Genomic DNA, 12,033 nt, shown 5'->3' with positions numbered 1-12,033 from the left:
CCTCACCTCGACAAGCAGTGCCGGTACGGGCGCCGAGCGTACCGGGCGCTTGCCGGGACGGTGCGGGGCGGGCCCCGCACACCGTGGGGCAGTGCGGGACCCGCCGAACCGGAGCCCCGGCCGCCGTACGGGGTCAGGAACCGTACGGGCCCGGGGGCTCCGGAACCTGAGCGCGCGCCTCAGCTGGTGCGGCGGGTCACGAACTCGGCCAGCGCCAGCAGACCTCCCGCGTCGGCGGGGTCCGGGACGGCACGGGAGAGTTCCTGGACGGCCTGGGCCATCCGGTCGGCCGCCTGGGACTGGGCCCAGTCCCGGCCGCCGGCCCGCTCCACCATCAGCGCGGCGCGCTCCTCCTCCCCTTCCTGGTGGGGCCGGGCGTAGAGCTCGGCCAGCTCCCGGGCGGCCGGGGTGCCGGAGGTGAGCGCGGCGACCACGGGCAGCGACTTCTTGCGGGCGGCGAGGTCGGCACCGGCCGGCTTGCCCGTACGGCCGGGGTCGCCCCATATGCCGATCACGTCGTCGATGAGCTGGAACGCCAGTCCCGCCTGTCTGCCGAACGCGTCCAGCGCCTCCACCTCCTCCTCGGCCGCTCCCGCGTACAGCGCTCCGGCGGCGCAGGCGCAGCCGATCAGGGCTCCCGTCTTGGCCTCGGCCATGGCGAGCACCTCGGGCAGCGTCACCTCGCAGGGCGGGCGCTGCTCCAGTGCGCTGTCCGCGTGCTGGCCCGCGCACAGTTCGACGACGCAGGACGCGAGCCGGGCGGCGACCGCCCGGGACGCCGGATGCGGGTCCTCGGCGAGCATCCCCAGGGCCAGTGCCTGGAGGGCGTCCCCGGCGAGGATGGCATCGGTGTCGCCGAACACCGTCCAGGCCGTGGGCCGGTGGCGGCGGGTGGTGTCCCGGTCCATCACGTCGTCGTGCAGCAGCGTGAAGTTGTGGACCAGTTCCACCGCCGCCGCGGCCCGCGCGGCGCTCGCGCGCGCCCGCGGGCCGCCGAGTGCCTCGGCCGCGGTGAGGACCAGTGCCGGGCGGATCGCCTTGCCCGCGTGCCCGGCGGCCGGTGTGCCGTCCGCGTGCTCCCAGCCGAAGTGGTAACTGGCGATGCGGCGCATGGAGGCGGGCAACGAGGCTACTGCCGAACGCAGTTCGGGATCGAACGACGTCCGGGCCCGCTCCAGGATCACCGCCGCGTCCTGCCCGTCGGGCGAGCCCTCGGGACCGCCGCCCTCGTCCGCACCGGCGGGCCGCGGCAGCGCCGCCACGGAGGCCGCCCCCGCCTGGCGCGCCGTCGCCGCGCCACCGCGGGCACCCGGCGGGCGCGGTGTCGTCCCCGTCATGATCTCGGCCATCCGCTCCCCCTCGGTGAGTCCGCGAACAGTGGCGCCTGCGCGTCCGGCGCGGGACGTCCGCCCGGGTGCCGGCCGGGGTGTACTACCCGGGCCCGCGGGCGCGGACACCGCGAGCCGGCGATGCGGCTCAGTACCAACGGCCGACCTCGACGTTCTCCAGGACACCGACCGCGTCCGGTACCAGCACGGCCGCCGAGTAGTAGGCCGTCACCAGGTACTTGACGATGGCCTGTTCGTTGATGCCCATGAACCGCACGGACAGGCTCGGCTCGATCTCGTCCGGGATGCCCTTCGCGCGCAGCCCGATGACGCCCTGGTCCTCCTCGCCGGTGCGCAGCGCGATGATCGAGCTGGTCCGGGCCTCGCTGACCGGGATCTTGTTGCACGGGAAGACCGGCACCCCGCGCCAGGTGGGGATGCGGTTGCCGCCCATGTCGATCGTCTCGGGGACCAGTCCCCGCCGGTTCAGCTCGCGGCCGAACGCGGCGATCGCACGCGGGTGGGCGAGGAACAGCTTGGTGCCGCGGCGCCTGCTGAGCAGTTCGTCCATGTCGTCGGGGCTGGGCGCGCCGTCGTGCGGCTGGATCCGCTGGTCGTACTCGCAGTTGTGGAGCAGGCCGAAGTCGCGGTTGTTGACCAGCTCGTGCTCCTGGCGCTCCTTCAACGCCTCGACGGTGAGCCGGAGCTGCTGCTCCGTCTGGTTCATCGGCTGGTTGTAGAGGTCGGCCACGCGGGTGTGGATGCGCAGCACGGTCTGGGCGATGCTCAGCTCGTACTCGCGGGGGCTGGCCTCGTAGTCGACGAAGGTGTGCGGGATGTCCGGCTCGCCGCTGTGCCCGACGGCGAGGTCGACCTCCTTCTCGCCGTACCTGTTGGTGCGCTGGCCCGGGATCGAGCGCAGCTGCCGCAGGTGGGCGCGGAGCGAGTCGGCGCGCTCGGCGACCTGCTCGAAGTCGTGCCGGGACAGGACGAGGACGGTGCACGTGGTGTCGGCGCGGACCGTGTAGTCCCAGATGGCGTCCGGGTCCAGCAGTGCCTGCTCGCCGAAGTAGGCGCCGTCGGCGAGGACGCCGAGGACCTGGTCGTCGCCGTACGGGCCGGTGCCGACCTTCTCGGCCCTGCCGTGCGCGAGCAGGTAGACGTCCTCGGACTGGTTGCCGAAGGAGGCGATGACCTGGCCTGCGGCGATCTCCCGCTGCCGGCAGCGCTGGGCCAGCTCGGAGAGCACGTCGGTGTCCTCGTACCCCCGCAGGGCGGGCAGTTCGCCGAGTTCGGCGGGGATCACCTCGACGCGGTCGCCCGTCTTCACGAAGGTGATCCGTCCGTCGCCGACGGCGTACGTGAGCCGCCGGTTCACCCGGTACGTGCCGCCCTGCACATCCACCCACGGCAGCATGCGCAGGAGCCAGCGCGAGCTGATCTCCTGCATCTGGGGTACGGACTTGGTGGTGGTGGCCAGGTTCCGCGCGGCCGCGGTGCCGAGGCTCTGCTGCGGCCGGTCCTGCTCCGTGCGGACCTCATCGCCTACCGACATAGAGAATTGCCCTCCCGGTCATGCCCGGTGCGATCGGCGCCGGGCATCGATTTGCAGGGCCCAGCCTTCCATCACGTAACGTGGCCGTGCTATTACACGAAAGAGCGGGAATGGATCACCTCCGGGCCGGGCACACATGGGGATCCCGTCCGGCGCGCGTACCGGAATTCCGTACGGCACGGGCCTTTCTCCCGGTCCGGGCGGACGCGGGGACAATGGTCCGGTGACCAGCTCCGCCGTCCCCCATCCCATCGGTCCCACCGCCTCCCCCGGTCCCACCGGTCCCACCGCACTCTCCCCCTCCCTCTCCCCCGTGCTCCCGTCCCCCTTGCAGGAGCTGAGCGACGAGCGGTTCGGCCGGCGCGGACTGCGCCTGCTGCTCAAGCGCGACGATCTGATCCACCCGGAGCTGACCGGCAACAAGTGGCGCAAGCTCGCGCCGAACCTGCGCGCGGCGGCGGGCCGGACGATCGTGACCTTCGGCGGCGCCTGGTCCAACCATCTGCGGGCGACCGCGGCGGCCGGACGGCTGCTGGGCGTGCCCACGGTGGGCGTGGTGCGCGGCCAGGAGCTGGCGGACCGGCCGCTCAACGACTCCCTGGCCCGGTGCGCCGCCGACGGCATGCGGCTGCACTTCGTCGAGCGGTCCACGTACCGGAGCAAGACGGAACCCGAAACGCTCGCGGCCGTGCTCCGCGCGGCCGGTGCCGAGGACGCCCATGTGGTGCCCGAGGGCGGCAGCAACACCCTGGCGGTGCGCGGCTGCACCGCTCTGGGCGCGGAGCTGGCGGGCCGGGCCGGTGTCGTCGGTGTGGCCTGCGGCACCGGGGGCACCCTGGCCGGACTCGCCGCCGGACTGCCCGGCGGCTGCCGGGCGCTGGGGATACCGGTCCTCAAGGGCGGTTTCCTGGCCGCCGAGGTGCTCGGCCTCCAGGAGAGGGCCTTCGGCGGCCGCCGCGGCACCTGGTCCCTCGACGACCGCTTCCACTTCGGCGGCTACGCCCGCACCACCCCTGAACTCGACGCCTTCGCCGAGGACTTCACCGGCCGGCACGGCGTCCCCGTGGAGCGCCTGTACGTCGCCAAGCTGCTCTACGCCCTGGTCGCCCTGGCCGAGGAGGGCGCCTTCGCGCGCGGGACGACGGTCGCGGCCGTGGTGACGGGGCGGCCGTTCCCGCCGTAGCGGAGCGGCCGGTCGCACCGGGGCAACCAGGGCACCGCCCCAGGGAACTCTCCCCGCCGCTACGCGGCCTCCCGGTAGGCGGCGGCCTCCTCCAGGTCCAGCCTGCGCAGCAGGGTGCGCAGCATCTCGTCGTCGATGTAGCGGCCGTCGCGCAGGTGCACGAAGACGGCGCGCTCGGCGCCGATCATGTCCCGGGAGAGCCTGCGGTAGGTGTCGTCGACCGATTCACCGGTGACCGGGTTGGTCTGGCCGAGGCGCTCCCACACGGCGTTGCGGCGGCGTTCCAGGACCGAGCGGAGCCGGTCGGCGAGGGGCGGCGGCAGGACGTTGCGCTCGTCGGCGAGCAGTTCCTCCAGGCGTTCCTCGGCGACCCGGGACGCCTGGGCCTGGGCGTTCGCCTCGGCGAGGGTGGCGGCCTGCGGGTCGGGGCCGGGGAACTTCAGCAGGTGGATGAGCGGCGGCAGGGTCAGGCCCTGCACCACCAGGGTGCCGATGACCGTCGTGAAGGTCAGGAAGAGCAGCAGGTTCCGCTGCGGGAAGGGCTCGCCGCCGTGCACCGTGAGGGGGACGGAGAAGGCGATGGCCAGGGACACCACGCCCCGCATCCCGGCCCAGGAGGTGATCACCGCGCCCTTCCAGGTGGGATTCTCCTCCCGCTCGCGCACCCGCCGGGACAGCAGCCTCGGCAGGAACGTCGCCGGGAACACCCAGACGAACCGGGCGGCCACCACCACCAGGAACACGGCGATCGCGTACCAGGCGGCCTCGGCCCCGGAGTACTTCTCCAGGCCGCGCAGGACGACGGGCAGTTGCAGTCCGATGAGGGCGAACACCGCCGACTCCAGGACGAAGGCGACCATCTTCCACACGGCCTCCTCCTGGAGGCGGGTCGCGAAGTCGACCTCCCAGGCACGGTGGCCGAGGTAGAGGGCGACGGTGACCACCGCGAGGACACCGGAGGCGTGCACCTGCTCGGCGACGCCGTAGGCGACGAACGGGATCAGCAGCGAGAGGGTGTTCTGGAGCAGCGCCTCCTTCAGGTGGGTGCGCAGCCAGTGCAGCGGTGCCATCAGCACCAGTCCGATGCCGACCCCGCCGACCGCCGCCACGAGGAACTCCTCCGTCCCGCCCGACCAGGTCGCGCCCTCGCCGACGGCCGCGGCGAGGGCCACCTTGTAGGCGGTGATCGCGGTGGCGTCGTTGAGCAGGGACTCGCCCTGGAGGATGGTGGTGATCCGGGAGGGCAGCCCGACGCGGCGGGCCACCGCCGTCGCCGCGACCGCGTCCGGCGGGGCCACCACGGCACCCAGCACCAGCGCGGCCGTCAGCGGCAGCCCCGGCACGATCCGGTAGGCGGCCCAGCCGACCACGAAGGTCGCGAAGAGCACGTAGCCGACCGAGAGCAGGGCCACCGGTCTCAGCTGCGCCCGCAGGTCCAGGTAGGAGCTGTCCGCCGCGGACGTGTACAGCAGCGGGGGCAGCAGCAGCGGCAGGACCACCTCCGGGTCGAGCGTGTAGTCCGGCACGCCGGGCACGTAGGAGATCGCAAGTCCTGCGGCGACGAGCAGCAGCGGAGCCGGCACCGGGGTGCGCCGGGCGGCCCCGGCCACCGCGGCGCTGCCCGCCACCAGCAGAAGCAGCGGCATCACGTCCATCGTCCTCGCCCGCCCATCGTGTCGTCCCGCCCGGCTTTTCCGCGCGGTCCTCCGCGCGGAAGTCGTAATCTGGCAATCATGAAACAGTGCACGCACGCCGACGCGCTGCCGTATCCGGAGCCCGAGCCCCGAAGCGAGACGTGCCCGGAGTGCCTGCGGGACGGCACACACCCGGTGCAGTTGCGGCTCTGCCTGACCTGTGGCCACGTGGGATGCTGCGACTCGTCGCCGGGCCAGCACGCCACGACGCACCACAAGGACACCGGGCACCCGGTGATGCGGACCTTCGAGCCCGGGGAGGACTGGCGCTGGTGCTTCGTGGACCACGTCCTGGTGTGACCGGGTTTCCCGACGGTTCGACCGTCTGACGTGTGGGTACGTCAACCCGGCGCGCGTTGTTCCTATTTGGATCCGCCCAACCCCTAGCCACGGAGCGTATCCGTAGGTTTACTATGAGTGACAGGAAGGGGTCGGGGTCCCGGAACACGAGTGGCGTGAGCGCGGTAGCGTCACCGCTGGACCATGAATCGTGTGCCCCGGGGGGCGACCCTCGGCCCTAGAGAGCTTGTACCACCTTGGAGGTGAGGGTGTCCCAGATCGCAGGCGAGCCCGCGGCGAACCAGGACTTCGTGGAAGTCCGGCTGCCGGCTGCGGGTGCCTACCTGTCGGTGCTGCGGACGGCCACGGCCGGCCTGGCGGCCCGTTTGGACTTCACCCTCGACGAGATCGAGGACCTGCGCATCGCGGTGGACGAGGCCTGCGCGATCCTGCTCCAGCAGGCCGTGCCCGGCTCGGTGCTCAGCTGCGTCTTCCGGCTGGTCGACGACTCGCTGGAGGTCACCGTCTCGGCCCCGACCACGGACGGTCACGCCCCCTCGCGGGACACCTTCGCCTGGACCGTCCTGTCGGCCCTGGCGGGCAAGGTCTCCTCCGCCGTGGACGAGGACAAGACCGTTTCGATCAGCCTCTACAAACAGCGCGGCGCGGGACCCGGGCCGGCGTGAGGAACGGGGACGGGCCGGTGCGGGACGAAGAACGCGGCACACGGGAGCTGCCGACCGAGGGCGGGACCCCGCCTCGCGCCGACGCGGCCGGAAAGCCCAACAGGAGCGTCCAGGGTGTCCAGGGCGCTCCGGCGGAGCCCGCACGGCCGGCGGGCGGCATCGACGGCATCCCCGAGCAGGCCAGGCCGCATCCGGAGGACGACACCGCGGAGTCCGGTGCCCTGGGCGCGGAGCCCCGGGAGCGGGACGGCGCCGCGCGGGGCGACACCGCCGACGGGCGCGGGGACCCGTCCGCCCGGTCCGCCCGGTCGCAGCGGCCGAGGGCGGGAGAGGAGGCAAGGGCTCGGGGAAGGGCGACGGGCGGGACGATGAGCGAGCACGAGCGGGACTCCGAGGACACCGCGCAGAGCGCCCCGCGCGTGCGCGGCGCGCAGCACGACCCGCACGACCGCAGCGGCGCACGCGCGATGTTCGTCGAGCTGCGCGCGCTGCCGGACGGCAGCCCGCAGTACGCGGAGCTGCGCAACCAGCTGGTCCGGATGCACCTGCCCCTCGTCGAGCACCTCGCGCGCCGCTTCCGCAACCGCGGCGAGCCGCTGGACGACCTCACCCAGGTCGCCACGATCGGACTGATCAAGTCGGTCGACCGGTTCGACCCGGACCGCGGCGTGGAGTTCTCCACGTACGCGACCCCGACGGTCGTCGGCGAGATCAAACGGCACTTCCGGGACAAGGGCTGGGCGGTGCGCGTGCCGCGCCGGCTCCAGGAGCTGCGGCTCTCGCTCACCACGGCGACGGCCGAGCTGTCCCAGCTGCACGGCCGCTCCCCCACGGTGCACGAGCTGGCCGAGAAGCTGGCCATCTCCGAGGAGGAGGTCCTGGAGGGCCTGGAGTCGGCCAACGCCTACTCCACGCTGTCCCTGGACGTCCCCGACACCGACGACGAGTCCCCGGCGGTCGCCGACACCCTCGGCGCCGAGGACGAGGCGCTGGAGGGCGTGGAGTACCGCGAGTCGCTGAAGCCGCTGCTGGAGGACCTCCCGCCGCGTGAGAAGCGCATCCTGCTGCTGCGCTTCTTCGGCAACATGACCCAGTCGCAGATCGCGCAGGAGGTCGGCATCTCGCAGATGCACGTCTCGCGGCTGCTGGCCCGCACGCTGGCCCAGCTCCGGGAGAAGCTGCTGGTGGAGGAGTGACCGGACCTCGCCGGTGCGGCCCCCCGGGGCGCGCGGTTACCGCTGGCCGGTCTCCTGGGCACGGCCCGGTCCCCTGATGCCGAGGGCCCGGGTCGTCGCCGGGTGGACCAGCAGGACCAGGGACGCCACGGCCACGGCGGCGAGGGCGACGCCCGCCGGGACGGCCACGCTGTCGGCCTGGAGCAGGCTGTAGGCGACGGGCAGCGCCATGATCTGGGTGATGAGCGCGGGCCCCCGGCTCCAGCTGCGCCGCAGCAGCAGCCCGCGGGCCGCCAGCAGCGGCAGCAGCGCGAGCGCCAGGACGGTGATCCCGCCCGTGACGGCCTGCTGCCGGTCGTGCCCGCCCGTGAGGCCGAGGACCAGCATCCAGACGCCGCCGGCGAGCAGGGCCAGGCCCTCCAGCGCGCACAGCGCCGCCGCGGCGGTCAGCCGTCGCGGGCGCGGGCCGGAGGGGGCGTCCGTGGTGCCGGTGGAGGGGTTCTGCTCGCTGCTCACCCCAGAAGGGTAGCCCGCGCCGTGCACCGGACCGTGTCCAGGCTCACGCCCTTCCCTCTTACCCGATCCCTACCTCGGCCTGGGCCGAGTACTCCTCAGTAGGTACGCTGCTGACCATGCGTGCACTTCTCGTGGTCAATCCGGCGGCTACCACCACAAGCGCACGTACGCGCGACGTCCTGATCCACGCGCTCGCCAGCGAGATGAAACTGGACGCGGTCACCACCGAGTACCGCGGCCACGCCCGCGACCTGGGCCGGCAGGCGGCGGACAGCGAGGACATCGACCTGGTCGTCTCCCTGGGCGGCGACGGCACCGTCAACGAGGTCGTGAACGGGCTGCTGCACCGGGGCCCCGACCCCGAGCGCCTGCCCCGCCTCGCGGTGGTGCCCGGCGGGTCCACCAATGTCTTCGCCCGCGCCCTGGGGCTGCCCAACGACGCCGTGGAGGCGACCGGCGCGATCCTGGACGCCCTGCGCGAGGGCAGCGAACGCACGGTCGGGCTGGGACTGGCCTCCGGGACGCCGGGCACCGACGACGCGGCGGTCCCCGAGCGCTGGTTCACCTTCAACGCCGGACTGGGCTTCGACGCGGGCGTGGTCGGACGCGTCGAACAGCAGCGCGAGCGCGGCAAGAAGTCGACGCACGCGCTGTACGTACGGCAGGTGCTGCGCCAGTTCTTCGGCGAGCCGAACCGGCGGCACGGCGCGATCACCCTGGAGCGGCCCGGCGAGGACCCGGTCGCCGATCTGGTGGTGGCGATAGTGTCGAACACCTCGCCGTGGACCTACCTGGGCAATCGCCCGATGTACACCTCGCCCCGGGCGTCCTTCGACACCGGCCTCGACGTGCTCGGACTCAGCCGGCTGTCCACGGCAGCGGTGGCCCGGTACGGCACCCAGTTGCTCACTTCGTCCCCCGAGCGCGGACCGCAGGGCAGGCACGCCCTGTCACTGCACGACCTGAGCAGCTTCACCTTGCATTCGAAGGCTCCGCTCCCCCTCCAGATGGACGGTGACCATCTGGGGCTGCGTACGAGCGTAACGTTCACAGGCGTACGCCGTGCACTGCGTGTGATTGTGTGAGTGGAAGGGCCCAAAGTCCTTTCACTCGAACGTTTAGGCCAGGATCCACCCCATGGAAGTACGGCTGTGACCTAGTCGACACCGAGGAATCCAAAAAAAGTTTCCGGAAGGGGTTGTATCCGCCGCCGAGGTTTGCGAATCTCTACATGGCGATCGGGACGGCCCAACACACCGGGCCCCGGAGATCGCCGGAACCCCTCTTCAATCCACAGGACCACGCCAGGGAAACCTGACGGTCGGCCCTTCACTTGTTGAGGGATTCGTGAAAGCGTTCACATTCACAAGCAACTTGCACGTAATACCAAGGAGAGGTAGCAGCCATGGACTGGCGTCACAACGCCGTTTGCCGCGAGGAAGACCCCGAGCTCTTCTTCCCCATCGGCAACACCGGTCCTGCGCTGCTGCAGATCGAGGAAGCCAAGGCCGTCTGCCGTCGCTGCCCGGTTATGGAGCAGTGCCTGCAGTGGGCGCTCGAGTCCGGCCAGGACTCCGGCGTCTGGGGTGGTCTCAGCGAGGACGAGCGCCGCGCGATGAAGCGCCGCGCCGCTCGCAACCGGGCCCGTCAGGCCTCCGCCTGACCACAGCCACCCCGCTGACAGCCTGAGCTTGGCGGCGCGTACAGCGCGTACGCATCCCCCGCACCCGAGCCGCAGCGCGCAGTACCACCGATGCTCCCCGAGCTCTTCGAGCAGGGGTACCCCACCCGATGGGGCAGCAACGAGCGACTGGCCCCGGACCGATCACGGTCCGGGGCTCTTTGCTGCGCCGAGGACCCGCACCGCCGTGCCGGGGACCCGGACGCCGTCACCGTGACGGCTACGACTCCTACTTGGCGGTGCCCACCGGGATGTCGAGCAGGACGCGCGTGCCGCGCTCCGGGGCCGGGACCATGTCGAAGGTGCCGCCCAACTCGCCCTCGACCAGGGTGCGCACGATCTGGAGACCGAGATTTCCGGAACGGTGCGGGTCGAACCCCTCGGGCAGCCCCACGCCGTCGTCCTGGACCGTCACCAGCAGCCGGCCCTCGCGCGTGCTGCCGCCGCGGACCGCGGAGACCTCGACGGTGCCGGTGTCGTCCTGGCGGAACCCGTGCTCCAGCGCGTTCTGGAGGACTTCGGTCAGCACCATCGAGAGCGGGGTGGCGACCTCGGCGTCCAGGATCCCGAACCGCCCGCTGCGCCGACCGGTGACCTTGCCGGGCGAGATCTCGGCGACCATCGCCAGCACCCGGTCGGCGATCTCGTCGAACTCCACCCGTTCGTCCAGGTTCTGAGACAGCGTCTCATGCACGATGGCGATCGAGCCGACCCGGCGGACCGCCTCCTCCAGGGCCTCCCGGCCGCGCTCGGAGTCGATGCGCCGGGCCTGGAGCCGCAGCAGCGCCGCCACCGTCTGGAGATTGTTCTTGACCCGGTGGTGGATCTCCCGGATCGTCGCGTCCTTGGTAATCAACTCGCGTTCGCGGCGGCGCAGTTCGGTGACGTCGCGGCACAGGACCAGGGAACCGATGCGGGTGCCCTTGGGTTTGAGCGGAATGGCCCGGAACTGGATCACCCCGTCGCTGGCCTCGATCTCGAACTCGCGCGGGGCCCAGCCGCTCGCCAGTTTCACCAGCGCCTCGTCCACCGGCGCGCGGGACGGGGCGAGTTCGGCGGTGGCCTCGCCGAGGTGGTGGCCGACGAGGTCGGCGGCGAGACCGAGGCGGTGGTAGGCGGACAGCGCGTTCGGCGAGGCGTAGGTGACCACACCGTCCGCGTCCAGCCGGATCAGCCCGTCCCCCACGCGCGGCGAGGCGTCCATGTCGACCTGCTGGTCGGGGAAGGGAAAGGAACCGGCGGCGATCATCTGGGCCAGATCGGAGGCGCTCTGGAGATACGTCAGTTCGAGCCGGCTCGGGGTGCGCACGGTGAGCAGGTTGGTGTTGCGCGCGATGACACCGAGGACGCGCCCCTCGCGCCGCACCGGGATGGACTCGACGCGCACGGGCACCTCCTCGCGCCACTCCGGATCGCCCTCGCGGACGATGCGCCCCTCGTCGAGCGCCGCGTCCAGCATCGGGCGGCGGCCGCGCGGCACGAGGTGGCCGACCATGTCGTCCTGGTACGAGGTCGGCCCGGTGTTGGGGCGCATCTGGGCGACGGACACATAGCGGGTGCCGTCCAGCGTCGGGACCCACAGCACCAGGTCGGCGAAGGAGAGGTCGGAGAGCAGCTGCCACTCCGAGACCAGCAGATGGAGCCATTCGAGATCGGAGTCGTCGAGGGCGGTGTGCTGGCGTACGAGTTCGTTCATGGAGGGCACGCCTGCGAGCGTACCCGGGCGTTTGTACGGTTCTGAAACACCCGGCGGGGCGAGGCGGGCCGGGGCGAAGGGGCTCGCGCCGGGGCGGAGGAGTTCGCCGGTCCGGGCCCGAACACACCCGCGGGCCGCGGCGCCTGGGAGGGACCCTCAGCCCTCCCGGCACCGCAGCCCGGAGCAATATCGGCCGTGGGGTGTGCGGTCCCGGTCGGCCGAAGGATGAGGAGCCGGAGC

At 72.3% G+C, this 12,033-nt stretch carries 11 protein-coding genes; 6 read left to right on the top strand and 5 right to left on the bottom strand.

All coding sequences use genetic code 11. The annotated features are described in order from the left end of the window. Positions 1 to 179 precede the first annotated feature (179 nt). Together A8713_RS21230 and A8713_RS21225 are read right to left on the bottom strand one after the other, a co-directional pair. Positions 180 to 1,349 (bottom strand): family 2 encapsulin nanocompartment cargo protein polyprenyl transferase, encoded by a 1,170-nt coding sequence (locus tag A8713_RS21230; RefSeq protein ID WP_064535225.1) that lies wholly within the window; start codon positions 1,347 to 1,349, stop codon positions 180 to 182. Positions 1,350 to 1,476: 127 nt separating this feature from the next. Beyond that, positions 1,477 to 2,883 carry a family 2B encapsulin nanocompartment shell protein gene (locus A8713_RS21225; RefSeq protein WP_064535224.1) on the bottom strand — a complete coding sequence of 469 codons (1,407 nt, stop codon included), beginning with the start codon at positions 2,881 to 2,883 and terminating at the stop codon, positions 1,477 to 1,479. 223 nt (positions 2,884 to 3,106) lie between these two features. Here A8713_RS21225 and A8713_RS21220 point away from each other — a divergent pair, with 223 nt between their 5' ends. Continuing rightward, positions 3,107 to 4,066 carry a 1-aminocyclopropane-1-carboxylate deaminase/D-cysteine desulfhydrase gene (locus A8713_RS21220; RefSeq protein ID WP_237305435.1) on the top strand — a complete coding sequence of 320 codons (960 nt, stop codon included), beginning with the start codon at positions 3,107 to 3,109 and terminating at the stop codon, positions 4,064 to 4,066. Positions 4,067 to 4,125: 59 nt separating this feature from the next. On the opposite strand, the gene A8713_RS21215 is transcribed toward A8713_RS21220, so the two are convergent. Next, on the bottom strand, positions 4,126 to 5,721 hold the full coding sequence (locus tag A8713_RS21215) for a Na+/H+ antiporter (RefSeq protein ID WP_064535223.1): 1,596 nt from the start codon (positions 5,719 to 5,721) through the stop codon (positions 4,126 to 4,128). Between the two features lie 78 nt (positions 5,722 to 5,799). Here A8713_RS21215 and A8713_RS21210 point away from each other — a divergent pair, with 78 nt between their 5' ends. The 3 genes from A8713_RS21210 (at position 5,800) to A8713_RS21200 (ending at position 7,921) form a co-directional block, all read left to right on the top strand. Next, a complete protein-coding gene (locus A8713_RS21210; RefSeq protein WP_018571357.1) occupies positions 5,800 to 6,060 on the top strand; it encodes a UBP-type zinc finger domain-containing protein in 261 nt (86 codons plus the stop codon). Between the two features lie 248 nt (positions 6,061 to 6,308). Beyond that, entirely contained in the window at positions 6,309 to 6,725 is a 417-nt protein-coding gene (locus A8713_RS21205; RefSeq protein ID WP_009190566.1) for an anti-sigma regulatory factor, read from the top strand. Between the two features lie 17 nt (positions 6,726 to 6,742). Beyond that, positions 6,743 to 7,921, top strand: coding sequence for an RNA polymerase sigma factor SigF (locus A8713_RS21200; RefSeq protein ID WP_079159069.1), 1,179 nt, complete (start codon positions 6,743 to 6,745; stop codon positions 7,919 to 7,921). Between the two features lie 36 nt (positions 7,922 to 7,957). Here A8713_RS21200 and A8713_RS21195 read toward each other — a convergent pair whose 3' ends face one another. Next, positions 7,958 to 8,416, bottom strand: coding sequence for a hypothetical protein (locus A8713_RS21195; RefSeq protein WP_064535222.1), 459 nt, complete (start codon positions 8,414 to 8,416; stop codon positions 7,958 to 7,960). 116 nt (positions 8,417 to 8,532) lie between these two features. Between A8713_RS21195 and A8713_RS21190 the strand changes: the two genes are divergently transcribed. Next, a complete protein-coding gene (locus A8713_RS21190) occupies positions 8,533 to 9,501 on the top strand; it encodes a diacylglycerol/lipid kinase family protein (protein WP_064535221.1) in 969 nt (322 codons plus the stop codon). 320 nt (positions 9,502 to 9,821) lie between these two features. After that, positions 9,822 to 10,079, top strand: coding sequence for a WhiB family transcriptional regulator (locus tag A8713_RS21185; RefSeq protein ID WP_016639615.1), 258 nt, complete (start codon positions 9,822 to 9,824; stop codon positions 10,077 to 10,079). A gap of 247 nt (positions 10,080 to 10,326) precedes the next feature. On the opposite strand, the gene A8713_RS21180 is transcribed toward A8713_RS21185, so the two are convergent. Beyond that, complete coding sequence (locus A8713_RS21180) at positions 10,327 to 11,793, bottom strand: sensor histidine kinase (RefSeq protein WP_026253146.1); 1,467 nt, start codon at positions 11,791 to 11,793, stop codon at positions 10,327 to 10,329. Positions 11,794 to 12,033 lie beyond the last annotated feature (240 nt).

This window comes from Streptomyces sp. SAT1 (assembly GCF_001654495.1).
In the GTDB taxonomy this organism is placed as follows: Bacteria; Actinomycetota; Actinomycetes; order Streptomycetales; family Streptomycetaceae; genus Streptomyces; species Streptomyces andamanensis.
Note: the sequence above shows the minus strand (reverse complement) of the source record. Positions and strands in the feature narration are given on the sequence as shown.